The sequence below is a fragment of the Ruegeria sp. BG9 genome, assembly GCF_056538305.1.
The window spans coordinates 285,373-306,802 of the sequence record NZ_JBQFSY010000006.1; the positions used below are offsets into that span (position 1 = coordinate 285,373).

General features: G+C 59.2%; 21 protein-coding genes. 13 read left to right on the forward strand and 8 right to left on the reverse strand.

Annotated features, from left to right (window positions below):
• Positions 1-48 precede the first annotated feature (48 nt).
• Both ACR0I8_RS12645 and ACR0I8_RS12650 read left to right on the forward strand, forming a co-directional pair.
• Positions 49-534 (forward strand): DUF6497 family protein, encoded by a 486-nt coding sequence (locus ACR0I8_RS12645; protein ID WP_170691258.1) that lies wholly within the window; start codon positions 49-51, stop codon positions 532-534.
• A gap of 130 nt (positions 535-664) precedes the next feature.
• Complete coding sequence (locus tag ACR0I8_RS12650; RefSeq protein WP_170378032.1) at positions 665-1,015, forward strand: hypothetical protein; 351 nt, start codon at positions 665-667, stop codon at positions 1,013-1,015.
• 81 nt (positions 1,016-1,096) lie between these two features.
• Here the strand turns inward: ACR0I8_RS12650 and ACR0I8_RS12655 are convergent, their stop codons facing one another.
• Entirely contained in the window at positions 1,097-2,269 is a 1,173-nt protein-coding gene (locus ACR0I8_RS12655; RefSeq protein WP_170691260.1) for a DcaP family trimeric outer membrane transporter, read from the reverse strand.
• A gap of 650 nt (positions 2,270-2,919) precedes the next feature.
• Here ACR0I8_RS12655 and ACR0I8_RS12660 point away from each other — a divergent pair.
• Both ACR0I8_RS12660 and ACR0I8_RS12665 read left to right on the forward strand, forming a co-directional pair.
• Positions 2,920-3,123, forward strand: coding sequence for a hypothetical protein (locus tag ACR0I8_RS12660; protein ID WP_170554505.1), 204 nt, complete (start codon positions 2,920-2,922; stop codon positions 3,121-3,123).
• Between the two features lie 116 nt (positions 3,124-3,239).
• The gene (locus ACR0I8_RS12665) at positions 3,240-5,285 is read left to right on the forward strand and encodes an acetyl-CoA carboxylase biotin carboxylase subunit (protein ID WP_170691262.1); all 2,046 of its coding nucleotides are present in this window, start codon (positions 3,240-3,242) and stop codon (positions 5,283-5,285) included.
• 76 nt (positions 5,286-5,361) lie between these two features.
• On the opposite strand, the gene ACR0I8_RS12670 is transcribed toward ACR0I8_RS12665, so the two are convergent.
• Complete coding sequence (locus ACR0I8_RS12670; RefSeq protein ID WP_170378042.1) at positions 5,362-5,808, reverse strand: DUF4174 domain-containing protein; 447 nt, start codon at positions 5,806-5,808, stop codon at positions 5,362-5,364.
• 165 nt (positions 5,809-5,973) lie between these two features.
• Here ACR0I8_RS12670 and scpA point away from each other — a divergent pair, with 165 nt between their 5' ends.
• The 6 genes from scpA to ACR0I8_RS12700 all read left to right on the forward strand — a co-directional run bounded on the left by scpA (position 5,974) and on the right by ACR0I8_RS12700 (position 11,459).
• Positions 5,974-8,100, forward strand: coding sequence for a methylmalonyl-CoA mutase (gene scpA / locus ACR0I8_RS12675; RefSeq protein WP_170691264.1), 2,127 nt, complete (start codon positions 5,974-5,976; stop codon positions 8,098-8,100).
• Positions 8,101-8,237: 137 nt separating this feature from the next.
• Complete coding sequence (locus ACR0I8_RS12680; protein WP_170691265.1) at positions 8,238-8,840, forward strand: VOC family protein; 603 nt, start codon at positions 8,238-8,240, stop codon at positions 8,838-8,840.
• The gene (locus ACR0I8_RS12685; RefSeq protein ID WP_170691267.1) at positions 8,837-9,325 is read left to right on the forward strand and encodes a GNAT family N-acetyltransferase; all 489 of its coding nucleotides are present in this window, start codon (positions 8,837-8,839) and stop codon (positions 9,323-9,325) included. Before ACR0I8_RS12680 ends, ACR0I8_RS12685 begins: the two co-directional genes overlap by 4 nt.
• Positions 9,326-9,370: 45 nt before the next feature.
• Complete coding sequence (locus ACR0I8_RS12690; RefSeq protein ID WP_170691269.1) at positions 9,371-10,051, forward strand: TerB family tellurite resistance protein; 681 nt, start codon at positions 9,371-9,373, stop codon at positions 10,049-10,051.
• Between the two features lie 3 nt (positions 10,052-10,054).
• Positions 10,055-11,047, forward strand: coding sequence for an endonuclease/exonuclease/phosphatase family protein (locus tag ACR0I8_RS12695; RefSeq protein ID WP_170691270.1), 993 nt, complete (start codon positions 10,055-10,057; stop codon positions 11,045-11,047).
• A gap of 37 nt (positions 11,048-11,084) precedes the next feature.
• The gene (locus ACR0I8_RS12700) at positions 11,085-11,459 is read left to right on the forward strand and encodes a hypothetical protein (protein ID WP_170691272.1); all 375 of its coding nucleotides are present in this window, start codon (positions 11,085-11,087) and stop codon (positions 11,457-11,459) included.
• Between the two features lie 108 nt (positions 11,460-11,567).
• Here the strand turns inward: ACR0I8_RS12700 and ACR0I8_RS12705 are convergent, their stop codons facing one another.
• From ACR0I8_RS12705 to ACR0I8_RS12725, 5 genes are all read right to left on the reverse strand, one after another.
• Entirely contained in the window at positions 11,568-13,112 is a 1,545-nt protein-coding gene (locus tag ACR0I8_RS12705) for a Ppx/GppA family phosphatase (protein WP_170691274.1), read from the reverse strand.
• Between the two features lie 49 nt (positions 13,113-13,161).
• Positions 13,162-13,851 carry a GTPase domain-containing protein gene (locus ACR0I8_RS12710; protein WP_170691276.1) on the reverse strand — a complete coding sequence of 230 codons (690 nt, stop codon included), beginning with the start codon at positions 13,849-13,851 and terminating at the stop codon, positions 13,162-13,164.
• On the reverse strand, positions 13,852-14,925 hold the full coding sequence (locus ACR0I8_RS12715; protein WP_170378059.1) for an AI-2E family transporter: 1,074 nt from the start codon (positions 14,923-14,925) through the stop codon (positions 13,852-13,854).
• Positions 14,926-15,014: 89 nt separating this feature from the next.
• Positions 15,015-15,989 (reverse strand): isopenicillin N synthase family oxygenase, encoded by a 975-nt coding sequence (locus tag ACR0I8_RS12720; RefSeq protein WP_170691277.1) that lies wholly within the window; start codon positions 15,987-15,989, stop codon positions 15,015-15,017.
• Positions 15,989-17,353 (reverse strand): FAD-dependent oxidoreductase, encoded by a 1,365-nt coding sequence (locus ACR0I8_RS12725; protein ID WP_170691279.1) that lies wholly within the window; start codon positions 17,351-17,353, stop codon positions 15,989-15,991. The genes ACR0I8_RS12720 and ACR0I8_RS12725 overlap by 1 nt, the downstream gene beginning before the upstream one ends.
• Positions 17,354-17,521: 168 nt before the next feature.
• Between ACR0I8_RS12725 and proS the strand changes: the two genes are divergently transcribed.
• Entirely contained in the window at positions 17,522-18,862 is a 1,341-nt protein-coding gene (proS, locus tag ACR0I8_RS12730; protein ID WP_170378065.1) for a proline--tRNA ligase, read from the forward strand.
• Positions 18,846-19,727: a glycosyltransferase family 2 protein gene (locus ACR0I8_RS12735; RefSeq protein ID WP_170691281.1), complete on the forward strand. Its 882-nt coding sequence runs from the start codon at positions 18,846-18,848 to the stop codon at positions 19,725-19,727. The genes proS and ACR0I8_RS12735 overlap by 17 nt, the downstream gene beginning before the upstream one ends.
• Here ACR0I8_RS12735 and ACR0I8_RS12740 read toward each other — a convergent pair.
• Positions 19,724-20,080, reverse strand: a complete 357-nt coding sequence (locus ACR0I8_RS12740; RefSeq protein ID WP_170378069.1) for a hypothetical protein — start codon at positions 20,078-20,080, stop codon at positions 19,724-19,726. The genes ACR0I8_RS12735 and ACR0I8_RS12740 overlap by 4 nt on opposite strands.
• Before the next feature lie 331 nt (positions 20,081-20,411).
• Between ACR0I8_RS12740 and ACR0I8_RS12745 the strand changes: the two genes are divergently transcribed.
• Positions 20,412-21,398: a DUF6492 family protein gene (locus tag ACR0I8_RS12745; RefSeq protein WP_480703230.1), complete on the forward strand. Its 987-nt coding sequence runs from the start codon at positions 20,412-20,414 to the stop codon at positions 21,396-21,398.
• The last annotated feature ends 32 nt before the right edge of the window (positions 21,399-21,430 follow it).

Here is a 21,430-nt window from a genome sequence, read left to right on the forward strand (position 1 = left end):
ATTTGCCCGAAATCAAGGCAGAATTGACAACGAGCGAAAAATCGTCGAATGATCCGGTCCATCAGACATAGAACCGCGCGGGCACATAGCACTGCGCGCGCGATCCCGGAAGGAGGAGCCTGCCATCGGCGGGTCCGGGGTCGCGCCTTGGGTCTGATGTTCAGCATCCTGTCTCTGCCAAACATTTCAGTGGCCGAAACCTCTCTGCCCGTGCCTTCAGGCCAACCCGTGCATCTGAGCGACGTTCTGTTGGACAACAATCCTGGTGAGCTGTGGGTGCGGTTCCGGTTCATCGCCCCGAAGATCGGCGCGACGGTTGGGCGGATCGGCTATGACGTGGCCTCGAACGATATGGAGCATCTGTGCCAGACGCTGGCGGTTGCCTATGTCGCCCAACATGATTTGGACCCGGCCCTGGTGGTGATTTCACTGTCCGACCGTCCGATCCAATTCGGCGATGCCGCCCCAGATGCAACTCAGTTTTTCGAAGCCTACCGGCTGGAGCAGTCCCGGTGTATCTGGGAGGGGCTCTGACCATGATCTGTCGTCATGAATTCAGGGTGCTTCAGACAACGGATGCGGCTTTGGAGGTGCGCGCTATGACTTTTACCCCTTACGGGTGCGAATTGTTGTTCCCGATTACAGCAGTCAACGAGGTGCCAGGATGTTGAAACATCGGGGCTTTCCGGGCCGTCTGCCGGGTACGGATTTTCAATTCACCATCCGCCGTGCCAACCCAAAGGGCGTGACGCCGATCACCCGGCGAGAGCGGTTCCGTGACCGCAAACCAGCGGACCGTCGTGCGGATGTCGCCTTTATGGAGGCGCTTTGGCAGAACTTCGGGGATCAGCCCTTTGAGCGCGGCAATCTGGATGCAGGACGTTTGAGCTGGCTATTTGAGCGTGAGGTCGTGCCAGCCGAAGACCCGTTCGACCCGGCTAGCTACGACGCGTTGTTGGTAATTGATCTGGACGCGGCACGTGCGTCTTTTCCCGAAATCTTCGGAGCGGGCTGAGCAGTGATCCACCCTGTGCCTCATATCCTTGCCCGCATGGGCAAAACCCTGCCCGAAGACGGGCAGGGCGGGTATGTGGCGTCAGAAGTTCAGTTGCGCGGCGACCTGAACGCGGCTACCGTCGAAGGTGTCACCGGTCGTGGCATCGTTGCGCTCCCCATATATGTACTCGGCGCTCAGCGTCAGGCTGTCGGTGGCCTCGTAGAAGGCGTTGACGTGGATAGTTTCCAACTCGGTGAAGTTGAGGGATCCGCTGCCGTCCGAGAAGCTGTTGGTCGCAAGATCATAGTCTTCCCGACCATAGGCGATGCCGACATTCCATTTCTCACCCAGATCCTGACGGAGCTCGATCGTGTAGCCGTCAACGTCATTGGCCTCACCGTTGACGATGGCATTGCCAAGGCCGATCAGGTAGGGGCCGATCGCCTGACCAGTCACGTAGTTGACTTGGAACAGACCACCCTCCCATGGGCGAACCGATCCCGACAAGGTCACGCCCCACTGGTCCACTTCGGTGGCGCCATCGCTGGTTTCGGCTTTACCGTAGAGGCCCGATATGCGCGCGACGTATGTACCGTCGTTGTATTCAGCTGCCGCGGTCAAAACCGGGTCGTTCGAGTTCGAGCCGCTGACGTTTTCCTCGAGCGAAACGCTGAAATCAGTGTTCGTGCCGAAGCTGTTGGTATAGCGGATTTGCGGCTGACGGGCGAAGGCGATGCCAACCGGGCCGTTGAATTCAACCGACGTAGGGTAGGTGTCCAGCGGCTGGAAGTTTGTCCAGTACTGACCGATCAGCCAATTGTCACCAATGGTGATGTTGGCATGACGCAGACGCAGTTCGGCCGTGCCGTTGGAGGCAAACAGGTCCAGCTCCAACTGACCGCCGATGTCACCCAGGGCACTGGGCGTGCTGGTGCGCAGGCCGATGCGCGACTGGCGTACGGTGCTGCCGAAGGTTCCGCTGGTTGCGGTCGAAGGCTCGCCGATGACGTTCACGAACGCGGTGTCGCCCTGGTCGAAGTCGAAATCATAAAAGAAGTCGGCTTTGATGTAGCCGTAAAGGTCCAGGCTGGTGTTCCCAAGGCGGAAATCGCCATTCGCCGGACCGGCGCTGGAAGCCTCGAGCGCTTCGACCCGAGCCCGCAGAGCATCAAGCTCGGCTTGGGTTTGAGCGTCCTGAGCAAAGGCAAGCGTGCTGGTCACACTAAACGCAGTGGCAGCAAGCAGGATTGCCTTTTTTCTCTTTGTAAACATGTGGGTGTTTCCTTGTTTGCGAGTGTGCGTGGCCAAAGTTCCACGCGCCCAGCGATCAGGGAAATCACGAAAGAGGGACGGAAAACGCGTCTTTGCTCAAGTATTTGTGCTGAAAACAAGCTCGTGATTCACAGCAGAGTGAACAGATCGGTTAACCCACGGCATGTGCGCAAAAATAATCTGCGAACAGGTGTGAATGCCCGTGATGTTGCAGGCGCAGAAATCAAGGTAGCGGCAGAGAAATGTAACGAAACTGTGACGGTTTGGGCGGCTTCAACCTGGCAAAACCATACAAGTCTTGTCGGCATGAATTTGCGCGGAGTTTCGCCTGTTGGGCAGATTCTGGCCGGAATCTTAGGCGGAAACAATAACTTGTTTGCAGGCAGGATTGTGCAGTGCATCTTGATCCAGCCGTGCGACACTACTTTGCCTGCGTCGCACATGCACCTACTATTCCGTACCCCTTCCTTGCGCGGGCAGGCTTGTGTTCCCCACATCGTCCTGTCCGCGTTTTTCTTTGCACAAAAAACTGGCCTGAATGGGCATAAACCTGCGCAAAATGCGGATTTTATTCCGTTGTTATTGAATAACGGTGCTGAGTTCCGGCATCTGCCTCTAAGAGCAATACAAAAAACTACGAGGCAGACATTATGCGTATCTCAAAAGTGTTCCTTGCACTGGCAACCTGTGCGGGCCTCTCGGCCTGCGGCGATACTCTCGGCGAACAGGCCATCCTGGGCGGCGGCGCGGGCGCTGTCGGGGCAGCCGTTCTCAGTGCCGATCCGTTGGTTGGTGCGGCCGTCGGGGCCGCAGGTAACGTGCTGTACTGCAAGACGCAGAACACCTGTAACTAACGCGAATTTTCGGGGCGCAAGCCGCCCCGTCCGTCGTCACGCATTGCGCCGACGTGGGGATGCTCTCCCTGCGGCGGCTTTTTGCGTTTCCAGAACACCAAGCCAAAGGACGTTCCATGTTCAATAAGATCCTGATCGCCAACCGGGGCGAGATTGCCTGCCGGGTTATCAAGACCGCCCGCAAAATGGGTATCGGCACCGTTGCCATCTATTCGGACGCGGACAAGAACGCTCTGCACGTGTCGATGGCGGATGAGGCTGTCCATATCGGCCCGCCGCCTGCCAACCAGTCCTATATCGTGATCGACAAGGTCATGGACGCCATCCGCCAGAGCGGCGCACAGGCTGTCCACCCCGGCTATGGCTTCCTGTCGGAGAACGCCAAATTCGCCGAGGCGCTGGACGCCGAAGGCGTGGCCTTTGTCGGCCCCCCGGTCGGTGCGATTGAAAGCATGGGGGACAAGATCACCTCGAAAAAGATCGCGCAGGAGGCCGGTGTTTCCACCGTTCCCGGCTATATGGGCCTGATCGAAGATGCCGATGAGGCGGTCAAGATCTCGAACGACATCGGCTACCCGGTGATGATCAAAGCCAGCGCCGGGGGCGGTGGCAAGGGCATGCGGATCGCCTGGAATGACGAAGAGGCCCGCGAGGGGTTCCAGTCCTCGAAGAACGAGGCTGCGAACTCGTTTGGCGATGACCGGATCTTTATCGAGAAATTTGTGACCCAACCACGCCACATCGAAATCCAGGTTCTGTGTGACAGCCATGGCAACGGAATCTATCTGGGCGAACGCGAATGCTCGATCCAGCGCCGGAACCAGAAAGTGGTGGAAGAGGCCCCGTCGCCCTTCCTGGATCCCGAGACCCGCAAAGCCATGGGCGAACAGGCCGTCGCACTGGCCAAGGCCGTGGGCTATTCCAGCGCGGGTACCGTGGAATTCATCGTCGATGGCGAAAAGAACTTCTACTTCCTTGAGATGAACACCCGTCTTCAGGTGGAACACCCGGTGACCGAACTGATCACCGGTGTTGATCTGGTGGAACAGATGATCCGCGTGGCAAATGGCGAAAAGCTGACCATCACGCAGGATGACGTGACGCTGACGGGCTGGGCGATCGAGAACCGCCTCTATGCCGAAGATCCCTATCGCAACTTCCTGCCCTCGATCGGTCGTCTGACCCGCTATCGCCCGCCGCAGGAAACCGCTGCCGGTCCGATGCTGGTCAATGGTAAATGGCAAGGCGACGCACCCGAGGGTGAGGCTGCCGTGCGCAATGATACTGGCGTCTATGAGGGCGGTGAGATCAGCATGTATTACGACCCGATGATCGCCAAGCTTTGCACATGGGCTCCGACCCGCGAAGCCGCGATTGAGGCGATGCGCGTGGCGCTGGACAGTTTCGAGGTTGAAGGGATTGGCCACAACTTGCCGTTCCTGTCGGCTGTAATGGATCACCCGAAATTCGTCAGCGGTGACATGACCACCGCGTTTATCGCCGAAGAATACCCGGACGGGTTCGAAGGCGTGACCCTGCCCGAAGAAGACCTGCGTCGGATCGCGGCCTCATGTGCGGCAATGCACCGGGTGGCAGAGATTCGCCGTACCCGTGTCTCGGGCCGGATGGACAACCACGAGCGCAAGGTCGGCAAGCGCTGGGTCGTTTCGCTGGAGGGCCACGAGCTGGCCGTTCAGGTAAACGCCGACAAGGAAGGCGCGACCGTCAAATTCGAAGACGGCTCGACCGTTCGCGTTGCATCCGAGTGGACACCGGGCGATCAGCTGGCAGTGCTGGATGTGGATGGAAGCCCTCTGGTTCTGAAGGTAGGTAAGGTTTCGGGCGGGTTCCGCATTCGCAACCGGGGCGCGGACCTGAAGGTCCATGTGCGCCGTCCGCGTCAGGCTGAGTTGGCCAAGCTGATGCCGGAGAAACTCCCGCCGGACACGTCGAAAATGCTGCTCTGCCCGATGCCGGGTCTGGTCGTGAAGATCGATGTGGAAGTCGGTCAGGAGGTCCAGGAAGGTCAGGCGCTATGCACCATTGAGGCGATGAAGATGGAAAACATCCTGCGCGCCGAGAAGAAGGGCACTGTTGCCAAGATCAACGCAGGCCCGGGCGATAGCCTCGCCGTAGACGAAGTGATCATCGAGTTCGAATGATCATGACCGCGCTTTTGACAAACCCTCAGGTCTCACCGGCGTTCTGCGCCGGTGGTTTGAGGCGTGGCAAAAGCCTTCAGCCGCCCTCGCGCCGTTCGCGGATTTCGCGTTCGCGCAAGGGGGTTTTGTCGATCGAGCGGCCGATCTCGCGCACGCTCCACGGGGAGGGTTTGCGCAGTTTAACCACGCCGTCCTTGTCGACAAAAACCATCTGGAACCCGCGCGGGCGCAGCTTGGACCGGATCGCGGATCGTGCGGACGGATCGGTATCCGTTAACACCACGACATCCCGATCCCGCATCGCGTCCTCACCTTCCAGCAACATGTCGATCTGCTGCTGGAACCGGGGATCTGCGGGTGTGTCGGCGAAGACGACAATGGGCCGGTGGGTCCACATGAAATCGCTCAACTCACTGTCGCCAACAGGGCGAACATATTCATCATCAGCAGGTGCTGTTCCGTCGGCGGCCATGGCAGCCAGCGGGATAAGTGCCGAGAAAACAAGGGCAAGCGTTTTGTTCATGGGGCCTCCTGTCCCGTTGAATATAGCCTCTGCGCGCGCGAATGCGACCGGCGATTTGCACAAGACGCTCAATTTGTCGCGCGCGGGCCATGCCCGGCATCTGCTGAACCACGATACGCACGGATTGCAGGCTGCTGCAGGCCGAACTGACAAGAGGACACCTCGATGACCGACAAGAACGACTGGCGCGCGCTGGCCGAGAAAGAATTGCGCGGACGGCCACTGGACGATCTGACCAAGGAAACGCTGGAAGGCATCAACGTCAAACCGCTTTATACGCAGGACGACACCGCCGATTTGCCGCATATGGGCACTCTGCCAGGGTTTGGCCCGTTCACGCGCGGTGTGAAGGCGACGATGTATGCCGGGCGGCCTTGGACCATCCGCCAATATGCCGGGTTCTCGACCGCCGAGGAATCGAACGCTTTCTACCGGCGGAATCTGGCTGCGGGTCAGCAGGGTGTCTCGGTCGCCTTCGATCTGGCGACGCACCGCGGTTATGACAGTGACCACCCGCGCGTTGTCGGCGATGTCGGTAAGGCCGGTGTGGCCATCGACTCGGTCGAGGATATGAAGATTCTGTTCGACGGTATCCCGCTCGACAAAGTCTCGGTCTCGATGACCATGAACGGCGCGGTGATCCCGGTTCTGGCCAGCTTCATCGTGGCGGGCGAAGAGCAGGGGCACGACAAATCGGTCCTGTCCGGCACCATTCAGAATGACATTCTGAAAGAGTTCATGGTGCGGAATACCTACATCTACCCGCCTGAGCCGTCGATGAAGATCATCTCGGACATTATCGAGTACACCTCGAACGAGATGCCCAAGTTCAACTCGATCTCGATCTCGGGCTATCACATGCAAGAGGCCGGCGCGAACCTTGTGCAGGAGCTGGCCTATACCATCGCAGACGGACGCGAATATGTGCGGGCTGCGCTGGATGCGGGCATGGATGTCGATAAATTCGCAGGCCGTTTGTCGTTCTTTTTTGCCATCGGCATGAATTTCTTCATGGAGATTGCGAAACTGCGCGCCGCACGGACCCTGTGGCATCGCGTGATGACCGAGTTCGGGGCGAAGTCCGAACGCTCCAAGATGCTGCGGACCCACTGCCAAACTTCGGGCGTGTCGCTGCAGGAGCAGGACCCTTATAACAATGTGATCCGCACCGCCTATGAGGCGATGAGCGCGGTTCTGGGCGGCACCCAGTCGCTGCACACCAACGCTCTGGACGAGGCGATTGCCCTGCCCACCGATTTCTCGGCCCGCATCGCGCGGAATACACAGTTGGTCTTGCAGGAAGAGACTGGCGTGACCGATGTGGTCGATCCGCTGGCTGGTTCCTATTACGTGGAAAGCCTGACCAATGATCTGATCGAGAAAGCCTGGGCCCTGATGGAAGAGGTCGAGGAAATGGGCGGCATGACCAAAGCCGTCGCCTCGGGCATGCCCAAGCTGCGGATCGAGGAAAGCGCCGCGCGTCGTCAGGCGATGATCGACCGGGGCGATGAGGTGATCGTTGGGGTCAATAAATACCGTAAGGAACAGGAAGACCCGATCGACATTCTGGACGTCGACAACGTGGCCGTGCGCGAATCTCAGGTCGCGCGGTTGGAAGAGATCCGCGCCACCCGCGACGAGGCCGCTTGTCAGGCCGCGTTGGACGCGCTGACCAAGGCCGCACAAGAAGGCGGAAACCTGCTGGCTGCTGCGGTTGAGGCCGCCCGCGCCCGCGCATCGGTAGGAGAGATCAGTATGGCAATGGAGAAAGAGTTCGGTCGCCACCGCGCCGAGGTGAAGACCCTGGCGGGCGTTTATGGCGCTGCGTACGAGGGTGACGAGGGCTTTGCTGCAATCCAAAAGTCCATCGAAGATTTTGCCGAGGTCGAGGGACGTCGCCCCCGTCTGTTGGTGGTCAAGATGGGGCAGGATGGTCATGATCGGGGTGCCAAGGTAATCGCAACCGCCTTTGCCGATATCGGGTTTGACGTGGACGTTGGCCCTCTGTTCCAGACCCCGGCCGAGGCCGCGCAGGACGCCGTCGACAATGACGTGCATGTGGTGGGTATCTCGTCTCAGGCGGCAGGCCACAAGACGCTTGCACCGCAGCTTGTTGAGGAACTCAAGAAAGCTGGGGCTGAGGACATCATCGTAATTTGCGGTGGGGTGATCCCTCAGCAGGATTATCAGTTCTTGTATGATAATGGGGTCAAAGCGATCTTTGGGCCGGGGACAAATATTCCCGATGCCGCACAGGACATCTTGCGCCTGATCCGCGACGCGCGGGACTGAGGCGGGGCAGGGGGCTGTCTGCCCCCTCTTTGCCTGACGGCAAATTCACCCCCGAAGGAATTTTCAAACAGAAGAAGGGCGCGGGTTTGGCTTGCGCCCTATTGTTCTTTGCGTAGGGTGTCATCGTGGAGGGCGCGATGGAGTTGGATCATATTGCGGTGGCGGGCGCCACGTTGGAAGAGGCCACGGCGCATGTGGAAGATGCGCTGGGTGTTCCTCTTCAGGCCGGTGGCAAGCATGAGGCATTTGGCACGCATAATCGGTTGCTTGGCCTGAAGGACGGGCTGTATCTGGAGGCGATTGCCATCGATCCGGATGCGCCTCGTCCCGACAGGACGCGTTGGTTCGATCTGGACCGGTTCGAGGGTGCGCCACGTCTGACCAACTGGATTTGCCGCGTACCCGATATCGAGGCCTCCCTGTCCGTGTTTCCCGATGGTGTGGGGTCGCCGATTGATTTGGCCCGGGGGGCTTTGCGGTGGCGGATGGCGGTTCCGCCAAATGGGCGTTTGCCTTTTGACAACTTGTTTCCGGCGCTGATCCAGTGGCAGGGGGATCTTCATCCCGCGCGTATGTTGGAGGATCACGGGTGTCGCCTGAAACGTCTGGTTGTCTACCACCCGGATGCGCTGCGCTTGGCAGAACAACTGGGTCCGCTTGATCCGGTTGTTTTTGACACGGGACCAGCGTCCATGCAGGCCGAGATCGAAACGCCTCATGGGGTACGTATTCTGCGATGAGGGTCAGTCAGGCCCAACCAGCGGATGCAGCAGAGATCGCTTTGATCACCAACGCGATTATTCGCGACACTTTGGTGACCTTCACTACCGATGAACGCAGCGCAGAGTCGATTGCCAGAGATATCCAGGCGCGCGGAGCGGCGTTTCTCGTGGCTGAGGATCAAGGGCGGGTCATTGGTTTCGCAACCTATGCCCCGTTCCGATCCGGGCCGGGCTATGCCAAGTGCCGTGAGCATTCGATTCAACTGGCAGACAAAGCGCGGGGCCGTGGCGTCGGGCGCGCCCTTATGGAGCAGTTGCAGCAAGTGGCCCGCAGCGAAGGGGTGCATGTTCTGGTCGCTGGGATTTCTTCGGCCAACTCGGGGGCGATCGCCTTTCATTCGGCGCTGGGGTTTTCTGAGGTGGGGCTCATGCCCGAGGTTGGGCACAAATGGGGTCAGTATCTGGACCTTGTGCTGATGCAGAAAATTCTTTCGCCCGAATGATCTATCGCACCTGACAGTCCAGCAATGGGACGCTAGTGTACGCCCATGTCGATCTGGACCCGCATATCCGACGCGCTGAGCGCTCTTGCCCAAGGTGAGAGCCTGACGGCTGTTTTCGAAAAGCTACGCTCGCCGCCTGAACGCTCGGTCGCGTTTACAATTGCCGTGATCGCGCTGGGGGCCAAGATGGCCAAGGCCGATGGGCAGGTGACGCGGGATGAGGTGACGGCCTTCCGCGACGTGTTCCAGATTGCGCGCGACGATGAAGAGGGCGCGGCCCGTGTCTTCAACATGGCTCGCACCGATGTGGCAGGCTATCAGGACTATGCCCGGAAGATCGCGCGGATGTTTTCGGAGGACAGCACCACCCTGTGCGATCTTATGGAGGGGCTGTTCCATATCGCCATGGCCGACGGGTTCTATCACCCGAACGAAAATGAATTTCTGGAAGAGGTCAGCCGCATTTTCGGACAGACGGATGCTCAATTTCTGGCCCTGCGCGCGCGGTTTGTGCCGGATGCGCCGAACGACCCTTATGTGGTTCTCGGCGTCTCGCGCGACATGTCGATCGCTGAGATCAGGAAGGTCTGGCGCAAGCTGGTGCGCGAAACCCATCCCGACGCGATGATGTCGCGTGGCGTCCCGGAGGAGGCGATCCGCCTGGCCGAGAAGAAGATGATCGACATCAACCGTGCCTGGGACGAGATCAACGGCGCGACGGTTTAGGCGATGCGTCTGGCGACCTACAATATCGAATGGTTTGCCAACCTGTTTGATCGCAACGACAGATTGATCGTCGACGACAGCTGGTCGGGTCGGCATGACGTGACCAAGGCCCAGCAGGTCGAGGCGATCGCCAAGATCCTTACTGCGATTGACGCGGATGCGGTTTTGGTCGTCGAAGCGCCGAATACGGGCAAACGGCAGAACACGGTGCGCGCATTGCAGGCGTTTGCCGAGGTTTTTGAACTTCGCACCTCGCAGGCGATCATGGGATTTACCAATGATACGCATCAGGAACTGGCGCTTCTCTACGATCCAGACGTTCTGTCGGTTCACCATGACCCAAGGGCGGCAGATGACGCCCCGCGCTTTGACACGGAGTTTCGCATAGATCTGGACGTGGATGCGACACAGGACGTGGTACAGTTCTCCAAGCCGCCAATGGAGCTGTCGGTCCAGACCAAAGCGGGCTTTGAGTTTCGCCTGATCGGCGCGCATCTGAAATCCAAAGCACCGCATGGGGCGGGATCACGGGATGAGGCAATCCGCATCTCGATCGCCAACCGCCGCAAGCAGTTGGCACAGGCGATCTGGTTGTCCCGTCGGGTCGCGCATCATTTGGCTAAGGATGATCCAGTGATCCTGTTGGGTGACTTAAATGACGGCCCCGGTCTGGATGAGTTTGAACATCTCTTTGGGCGCTCCTCGGTCGAGATTCTGTTGCAGGCGGGTCTCTTTGATCCCCATGCGGCTGCGGCATATGGGCCGCGTCCCGGATCTGTGCCTGCGACGGCGCGGTTTGCGCGACCCGAGAACGGCACGTTCCTTGAGGCGTTGCTGGACTATATCATGATCAGCTCGGACTTGCAGTCCAGGCGGCCCGTGTGGCGAATCTGGCATCCGTTTCGGGATGCGGCCTGCTGGTCCAAACCTGACCTGCGCGAGGCACTTTTGACCGCGTCGGATCACTTTCCGGTCACGTTGGATTTTGAGCTGTGACCTTTCAACCGGGCGCGGAAAGGCTTACATTCAACATATGAAACATATTCTGATGATCGGCGCGATGGCAGCCGCTTTTGCGCTGCCTGCAGCGGCCGAGGAAGAAGATGCCCCAACGCTGATGGAGCAGGGGGCCGAGTTGTTTTTCGAGGGCCTGCGCCGCGAGATGGAGCCGGCTTTGGATGAATTGCTTGGCCTTGCAGATCAATTTGGCCCCGCGATGCGATCTTTCATGCAGGAGATGGGACCCGCGCTGGCAGAGCTCGCCGCCGAGGTAAAGGATTGGAGCGTCTACGAGATGCCCGAAATCCTACCCAATGGCGACATCATCATCCGCAAGAAGCAGACCGAAGATGTGCCTGAAACACCAGAAGCTTTGCCAGAGGCCCTGGACGGCGCCACGGACATTTAAAGTTTTTCGAGTTTTCGTTGAAGCGCCCTGTATCGATTTTCGCGTTCGACCGAAGGGAGAGGCAGCGAAAAAGCGATCCAACATAAATTCGAAACGCCATAGGGCAGCTCAGCCCTTGATGACCACACGCACTTCGGATTTCAGAGCATTTGCAAGTGAATTCAGGCGGGACTCGGCCACTTCGTTGAACAGGGGCTGCACGGATTCGGGCAGCACGAGATCAAGCTCACGCTTTTTGGGATAAAAGCGTAGCTTGCCAACATGTGCGTCGCTGTCCATGCACAACATGGCCCCGAACCGCATCGCTTTACCCAGAATCTCGGCTTGTTTTTGGTCTTTTTCATCCAGCAACTCATAGAGTGGCGCAAATCGGTTGCCCTCGCGCTTGTTGCGATAGCGATGTTGCAACGCAAGGCCGATGAATACGCGTTCGGAGTGTTTCAGTCCTCCGAGATTGGCGCGGGTGACATAGTCGAAACAGACCTCGGCCCGGTAGTCGGGATGCGCGCGCCAACTAACATCGTGCAACAGGCAGGCGGCCTTGATCAGACGGACCTGCGTCGCAGGTGCGGATTTGAACAGAGGCATCACAAAATCGAACAGCGTGCGGCCCATACCGGGCAGGCGGGCGTCTTTCGCTTCGGAAAAACGACTGGCCTCGATCAGAGGGTCGCGGTCGCGCTGTTCCTGCGACATCTGCTCATACAGCAGGCCTTCGCGGATGCCATAGCTTGAGATCGCGATATCTTTGGGTTTGAACGTGCGGATCAGCCGCGCAAGCACGTCCATCGCATAAGGGATCAGCGCCATGCGCGAGCTTGAGACCCCGGCCTGACTGCGCAATTTGTCATGATCATTCGCGTCGATGAATTTGATCGTTTCGCGCACTTGTTTGGTCGTCATGCGGTATTCGTGTAGGACGTTCAGCGGATAGCCCCGCCGCAGCATGTCCAGCCGTGCAAAAGCTCGCCAGCTGCCTCCGACCAGAAAAAGCCGGTCGCGCTGCTGGCCCATCTGGCTGTGCAGTTCTTCCATGGTGGATTTGATAAGGGCCTTGCGCGCACGACGCCCGCCCTTGATATCGCGCAGCTTCAGCGGACCAAGGGCCGAGGTCACGCGGCGGCCCACATCGCCGCCTCCGATCTCTGCCAACTCCATGGACGAGCCGCCTATGTCGCAGATCAGGCCGTAGGCACCGGGCCAGCCCAGCATAACGCCCTGGGCTGACAGGCGCGCCTCTTCCTGACCGTCGATCACAGCCACGTGCAGCCCGGTTTTTGCTTTCACGTCCTGACAGAAATCGGGCCCGTCTTTCGCCTCACGCACGGCGGCGGTGGCTACGACATGCAGCCCCGGCAGACCGAGGTCCTCTGCGATCCGCTGAAAGCGCTGCAGGGCGGCCATCGCCCTCTCACGCCCGCGTGGATTCAGGTGGCCCGTCTCGGACAGTCCCGCGCCCAGCTCGCACATGACCTTTTCGTTGTAGAAATAGGCAGGCGACCGCGCCGCGCCATCAAAGACCACCATTCGGACCGAGTTCGATCCGACATCGACCACGCCCACACGTGACAGCGCCCTTGTGCCGGGGTCGTCGAACAGAGGTCTTCCGAAAGGCCCCCAATCAGGAATGTCGGTTTCGACGGTCTGGTCCATGTCTTACCCAGAAATTTCGCTGTCAGAATGCGCAATTGGCGCGCTTGGGTCAATCATTCGTATCGCCTTCGTCCGTGTCCATTTTCAAGACGCGGATCGCCAGAGCACGCGTAATATCCCGTTTCTCGGACAGCGCGAAATCGTCCAGCTGTGCGACCACGTCGGCGGCGGTCTCAAAGCGTCGATCCATGTGCTTGACCAGATAGGCAATCACCTCGGGGCCGGGGTTCAGCTGCCGGTCTACAAACAGTTTTGCAAGCACCGCGCAGAGCAGCGCATCGTCCGGTGGATCGAGTGTGACGTGATGCGCGCCCTCGACCCGGCTTTGCAGATCCGCCAGCGGCAATTGCCAGAATTTCGGCGCCAGACGACCCGTCATCAGCAGGGCGTGGCCCTCGGCCAGAACGAGGTTGTGCAGGTGAAACAGCACTTTCTGCTGCTCGATATCACCTGCGATCATCGGAACGTCTTCAACCGCAATCGGGCTGCGCGCCAGATCGGGCACGTCCTCGTACCGAAGTGCCTCGGCTTTGATTATGCGCCCGCCGGTTTCAGCCGCCCAGACATGGGCCAGGTGGGTCTTACCTGCTCCTGCCGGACCGCTCAGCACTAGTTTGTTGCCGGGCCATGAGGTGGCCGAAATCATCGCAACCGCAAGCGCGTTCGCCGGGGAGACAAAGAAATCCTCTCGCCCCAGCGCGGTTTTGGCGGGCAAATCGAAGCTTAATTGTCGGGCCATTTACGCGTTGTCCTGATCCTGGCTTTCGAGGCCGGTATAAAGGCGGCTATCCAGATAAACCGACGTGCCGAACCGCGCCAGCACACCCAGCGCTGCGGCAACCGGAACGGCGACCAGCATTCCTACAAAGCCGAAAAGTGCGCCAAAGACCGACAAGGCCAGCAACAGCCAGACCGGATGCAAGCCGACCGAGTCGCCGACCAGCTTGGGCGTAAGGAAGTTGCCCTCGGTCACTTGTCCCAATGCAAAGATGCCTGCGACCAGCCCGATATGCGCCCAATCCCCCCAGAACTGGAACAGCGCCAGCCCGATGGCCAAAGTACCGCCGATCAGCGCGCCCAGATAGGGGATGAAAGTCACCAGCCCAGCAATGAAGCCGACGATCAAGCCAAATTGCAGCCCGACCAGCATCAGGGCGACCGCATAGTAAGTGCCAAGGATAAGACAGACAGTGCCCATGCCCCGCACGAAAGAGGCCAGCACATTGTCAATCTCACCCGCGAGACGTTTGATCGTGGGGGCGTGGTCGCGGGGCAGCAGCTCTCCGATCCGGGCGACCATACGGTCCCAATCCAGCAGCAGGTAGACCGAGACGACAGGCACGATGACAAGCAGCACCACCACGTTGATTGCCGAGCCAAGCGAGGCCACAACGGATTCCAGCACATCCCCAGTCTTGGATTTTAGCGTTTCACCCAGCCCGACAAGGAACTGGTGCGAGCTGGATTCGCGGTCTAGAATCGACGGGAATTGCTTCTCGATGAAGGCGCGCAGCTCTTGGAACAGGCTGGGCACTATGTCGACCAGGTCGATCAACTGTGTGACCAGAGCTGGCACAACCATCAGAATCGCAAGCACAAATCCAAGGACGCCGACCACGGTGATGATCCCGGTGGCAGCCATCCGCGACAGCCCCAGCTTTTCCAGCCGATCGGCGACGGGGTCGAGGAAATAGGCGATTGCGCCGCCGATCACGAAGGGCAAAAGCACATCGCCCAAGGCCCACAGGATCACGACAAAGACAACCGTGGCGATGCCCCAGTATCTCAGCTGATCCTTAACCGGCAAAGCCATGGCGCATCCCTTTGTTGCACAGCGTTGCCATGTTCTTGGCCCATGACGCGCGGCGATGCAAGCGGTTCATGGGCCTTGGTTTCTGCGGGTCAGTCGGTCAGCGTGCCCAGTTCCGGAGTATCCCCTGTCGCGGTCTCATCCGGCCAGTTGGTGCGCCAGATTTCAGCGGACCAATGGCCGCAATGCACGGCGGGGCGGTCAAAGCCGGGCAGGGCGGGTAACAGAGGCTCGACAACCACATCGTGGCGCGGAACGGCGAAATAGGGGAATGAGTAGCGCTCGCGCCCCGATCGATTGACCACACGGTGCGGCGTGGATTTCAGTCGGCCGCCCGACCACAGTTCCAGCATGTCGCCGATATTGACGACGAAGCCACCGGGCGGGCAGTCGGGTGTGATCCAGTCACCGGTGCGGGTTTGCACCTCCAGCCCTCCGACGGGATCTGGTGCGATGATGGTCAGCGCGTCGGTGTCCTTGTGCGGGTGGATACCATAGCCGCCCTCATCCGGCTCCTGCGGAGGGTAGTGCAGAAGGGTCATGTTGGTCATCGGGTCTCGAAACGCGTCGCGCAATTGGCGTTCCGGCAACTCCAGCCCGGTTTCGAGCGCTGCGAGCAGAAGGTCTGCCACGTCATCCAGCATCGACCAGTAGGTCAGGATGACATCGCGCGCCCCCGGCACTTCGACCGGCCAGATGTTTGGGCCATACAGCCCGCAATCTTCACGGATTGCAGCCTCGGCGTCGACTTCGTGATGCAGCTTGTAGCCTTCATATTTGTCGGCTTTGCCCGAGCCGTCATTGGGCGTGAAGAACCCCATCGGGATAAACCCGCGATAGTTCTCGCGGGTGATGGCTTGTTGCCATTTAGAGGCCTCTTCGACCGAAAAAATCGCGCGCGCCATGTCGCGCACCTTATCAACAGTAGCCTCGGGAACGCCAGTGCCCGTGATCGATAGGAAACCGATCTCAGTGCAGGCTTCCATGATCTGCTGCACGGTTTGGTCCCGGTCGGGATGCGTGGCGTCGCGAAGTGGGTTGAGGTCGATTGTCGGAATGTAGTCCATCAGTGAATCCTGACGCCTTGACGGTCCAGTTCAGCGTGAACAGGGGTAAGGTTCATGCTGTGCAGCTCCTGGTTGCTTTTCAGTGACAAGGCTGCCGCGATGCCGGCCCCTTGTCCCATGACCGCGCAGCACGCCATGTTGCGCGTTGCCGCATGGGCCACTTTGTCGGCCCCGTGTGAGCGTCCGGCAACCAAAAGCCCCTTGATCCCTTTGGGAAGCATCGAGCGATAGGGCACTTGCATATAGCGGCCGGTGGTCGGCAGGATCAGGATGCCGTAGCCGTCGATGAACTCGGGATAGATGCCAATCGTATCCTCAAACCGGCCCTGATGGCGCGCGTCATTTTCGGTCATATTGTAGACTGCGTCGATCTTTCGAGTGTCGCGGATGCCGATGGTCATCCCGAAATTCCGCAGCCGAGCGTTTTCGCAACCGGGCATGAAGCGACGCAGCGCCTCGATGGCGAGCATGGATTGACGCCGGCCTTCGATCTCACCCTTTGTGAGGCTGTCGGGGTCGGTGCCGTCGATTTCAGCCAGATGGATGAGGTTCATATAGGTCAGCTCACCCGTGTCGTGCATCGCGCCCCAGGTGCCTGCGATGGTGTTCAGATGAGGCGGGATCAACCCCTCATCAATTGCCTGCTGGAAAGGCTTGTGAACGAAGGGAGAGAACATGTCGTCCTCTTTGCCCGAAGTTTCGATGTTCCATTCGCCACCACCGCCCCAGTCTTTATAGGTCTGGGGGTCGGCCTTGACGCCTTCCATAAAGGCGCGTTTGTCTACACCGGCGAGATGGAACATGACCGAAGCGGCCATCATATCCTCTCTCGCGGTTTTGTGTGTGGGGGCACCGGCGCGATGGGCGACATCTGCGTCGCCGGTCGCGTCGATCACGACCTTGGCCAGAACCGCCTCGCGCCCGGCTTTGGATTCGGTGATGATGCCGGTGATCCGGTCACCCTCCATGATGGGGGCGACGAACTGACGGTGCAGCATCGGATGCACACCCGCTTCTTCGACCAACTTGTCGGCCACCAGCTTGAACCCTTCGCTGTCCAGCTCATAGCTGAGCGACTGACTTTCCGGCACTGCGGCGCCCATGTCTTTGGCGCGGGTCTCGAACTCCATGCCGATACCACCAGCCTCGACCGTTTGTTCGTGGCGATACCAGGCGAATCCTTCGACCCCCACGGCGGTAATATTGCCGCCCATGCAGCCGAAACGATCGACCAGCGACACTTCGGCCCCGGCGCGCGCGGTGGCCAAGGCGGCGGCTAGCCCTGCGGGGCCGGAGCCGACGACCAGAACATCTGTCTGGTGAACAACAGGGATTTGACGGGCGGGTTCCGAGATTGTCTGCATCGGTGCCTCATGATTTTACATTTCCGTCACACTTTATGTTCCTGATTGGCGGGTCAATAAAAAATGCGACGGACCTGAGGTCGCAAAATCACCAATGGCCGATTGCCCCCGGCGGGGGTTTGGCATAATCACCTTGAAAAGCTCAAATCCACCTTTGAAGGTCACCCAATGCGCCTTAGCCGTTACTTTCTGCCCGTTCTCAAGGAAAACCCCTCCGAGGCCCAGATCGTCAGCCACCGGCTGATGCTGCGCGCCGGGATGATCAAGCAGGCTGCTGCCGGGATCTATTCCTGGCTGCCGTTGGGCTTCAAAGTCCTGCGCAAGCTTGAAAACATTGTACATGAGGAACAGGCGCGGGCAGGCCATATCGCGATCCAGATGCCAATCCTGCAATCGGCGGACCTGTGGCGCGAGTCCGGCCGCTATGATGACTACGGCCAAGAGATGCTGCGGATGCAGGACCGCCATGGTCGCGACATGCTGTATACGCCGACGGCTGAGGAGCTGGTGACCGACATCTTCCGTGGCCATGTCAGCAGCTACAAGGACCTGCCGCTGACCCTCTATCAAATCCAGTGGAAATTCCGCGATGAAATCCGCCCGCGTTTCGGCGTGATGCGGGGGCGCGAATTCTACATGAAGGATGGCTACAATTTCGACCTGACCAAGGAAGACGCGCTGCACGCATATAACCGCCATCTGGTGAGCTACCTGCGCACTTACGAACGCATGGGCCTGCAGGCGATCCCGATGCGTGCGGATTCTGGCCCGATTGGTGGCGATGACACCCACGAATTCCTCGTACTGGCCGAAACCGGCGAGTCCGAGGTCTTCTATGACAGCGCGGTCACCGACCTGACCTTCGGCGACCGTCAGATCGATTACGATGACCGCGCGCAATGTCAGGCGATCTTGGAGGAGTTCACCTCAAAATACGCGCGCACGGACGAAACCCACGATGAGGCGCTGTTCAACCAGATCCCTGAAGAGCGCCGCCGCGTGGCGCGCGGGATCGAAGTGGGTCAGATCTTCTACTTCGGCACCAAGTATTCGGAAGCCATGGGCGCGACCGTTCAAGGCCCCGATGGCAAGCCAGTTCCGGTTCACATGGGCAGCCATGGTATCGGCGTCAGCCGCCTGATCGGCGCGATCATCGAGGCCAGCCATGACGACAAGGGCATTATCTGGCCCGAGGGCGTGACGCCGTTCCACTGTGGCATCGTCAATCTGAAACAGGGCGATGAAGAGGCGGATGCGGCCTGTGACAAGCTCTATGGTGCTCTGACCGCTCTGGGTCTTGAGCCCCTCTACGACGACCGCAACGAGCGGGCAGGGGGCAAGTTCGCCACCATGGACCTGATCGGCTTGCCATGGCGTATCACTGTCGGACCGCGCGGCCTGAAAAACGGTGTGGTCGAACTGACCTGCCGCCGCACAGGTGAAAGCGAAGAACTGAGCCCCGAAGCCGCCGTCACCAAAATTGCCGGGATTTATGAGCAGATCGCCTGATCCGCTCATCTCGGTCATCACCGCGACCTACAACCTGCTGTCCCAAGGACGGCAGGACAGTTTCAAAGGCGTTGTCGATTGCATGCAGCGCCAAAATTGCGCGCGAGCCGAGCATATAATTCAAGACGGCGCCTCAACCGACGGCACCGTCGCTCTGTTGCACGAGTTGACCGAAGGGATGCCGCGCACGAGTGTGATCAGTGAACCGGATGGCGGTTTGTATGACGCGATGAACAAGGGCGCGCAGGCAGCAAAGGGTGAATACCTTTTGTTCCTGAACTCAGACGACTCGCTGGCCTCGGATGATATTCTCAACCAAGCCGCAGATCGGCTGGAGGCGACCAAGCCTGATTTCCTATATGGCTCAACGCTGCGCCGTTATGAGGATGGCGGTGAGACGATGGAAAAGCGCATGTCGCTGAAAGCTATCCTGCAGCGCATGCCGTTCTGCCATAACTCGGTCTTCATTCGTCGTGATGTGTTTCAGGCGCTGGGCGGGCACGATAGCCAGTTCCGTATTGCTGCCGACTATGACCTGATGCTGCGCCTGATTGGATCGGACTATCAGGGTGAGCGTATGGATGATCCGATCTCACTGTTCTGGGATCGTGGCGCGACCAGTGATCAGGACGCGACCGGCAAGGATTACGCTCGGGTCTGGATGAACTACTATGCGGGGTTCAAATCCGCGAAAGCCCTCAGTCTGGATGATTTCGCCGGGTTCTATCGACGCGGACACATGCCTGCTCGTCTGATCTGGGAACTGTTACGGCGACCCGACACACCCGAGCCGATCAAGACCGCCGCGCGCCAGAGTCTGGCAAAATCCCTGCGCCGATCCGTTCAGTTTTGGCGCAGCTACTAAGCCCGTACCACAGGACGCGCGGTCAGAATGTCGCCGTCTGCATCGTTCCCGCGGGCCACAACGATCGGACGCCCCATGCGGCGTACAAGTTCCCGAAGCTCAAAGCCCAGAAACCGGATCCCGCAGATGCGTGCGCCGGTGTCGCGATCAGTGACGCACAGGCGCCCTTCGCGAAAGGCAAGACGATAGCCCTTGTCCCTTAGGACCTCGGCCAAATTGTTCCAGCTAACTGCGCTTGCAAAGATCGGACGGATCGCTGCACGAAGCAGTGCTGCAGTCTCACAATCCAAATCTGATGAAGGTTTGTGGGCCAAAATCGGGCCCGTCCCAAGTGTTGTATTTTGAATATTCATGAGCGACCCCCGCTCTTTCAAATGTGTTCCCCCAAAGTCAGGGTGACAAAGTTTCTGATATTAAGCAAAAAGCGAAATAAAATTGCTCAATTGTTGTGGCATTTTGAGTTCAGTGCCTCACGCAATGCCGATATTGACTTCATAGCTGAAACAATAGCGGCCTGTCTGTGAAGGTCGTCACAACCTCTGGTGTAACCAATTGGCGGGCAAGACTACTTTTACCCTGCCAAAGGACCGGTAAGTGATTCGTTTCGATCTGGAGGCAGTGCAATTTGACCTCGGCAGATTTGCTGATAGACGAGGGCACGCCCCAGAGAAAGGCCGCAGGTTCGTGCTGAGTTTCGCCTCTATTGTCTATTCCAAGGATTATCCGCTGCTCAGGCTTCAGGCGATGTCTATGGCCAGGTTTGTTGCGCCGGATCAGCTGGCCTCGATCCATGTTATTCTGAACGATATAGATGAGGCCGGGCTAGCAGCGAAGATCGAACCGATCCTGCAACACTATGGCCCGCTGCGTCCTAAAGTGCGGATTCTGAAGGGCGAAGAGGTGTTGCTGGGCGAGGGGCACACTGCCAAGCGGCCGCTGAAAGATCGTATCCTCATCGAAGACCGCTATCGCCTGCCGCTGATCCGCAAAGGCGGATGGAGGGGCAACAATGGCTACCGAATGCAGCAGGTGCTGAAACTGGGCGCGGCGCGGGTGGCAGAGGCCGAGAACATCGTCATTCTCGACACCAAGAACCTGTTCCTGCGGTCGTTCGAAGAAGGCGAGTTTTTCTCCCCCCAAGGACCAGCTCGCATTCAGTTCATGCCAGTTCACAGCGACTATCACCGCAATTGGTTGCTCCAGAGCCTTGAGGCTTTGGGTGTTGAACAAACGCTATCGGACGATCTGCGCACCACGACGTTTTCCACGCCTTTCCCGGTGCGCCGGACGCTGATCCTTTCGCTGCTTGATGAGATCAATACACGCTACGGCTCGGTTCAGGCGCTTTTCGCGTCTAAACGGCGGCCATCGGAGTTCATGTTGATGAACGCCTTCTGTCTGAAGTCACCTCATGGCTATGCGCCCTGGTTCGAACCCGCTGACCCTGCGCATATTGGGATGTGGCCGACTTATTCCACGGATGAACTGGCTAAGCTGGTCGCGCGGCTGCAGGACGACAGATCGCTGACCCTGGGGCTGCACAACAGGGCGGTTGCAAACTTGCCAGAGGATTTGCGCGGGCAAGTCTATGCGGCCCTTGAAACGCGTGGCATATGCGATCGCCAGGTGACCGAAGAGGTTCTGCAGCAAACTTCCGCGCTTTCGAGCTGAGCCATAAGGACAAGCGGCTTGACCCTCGGGCG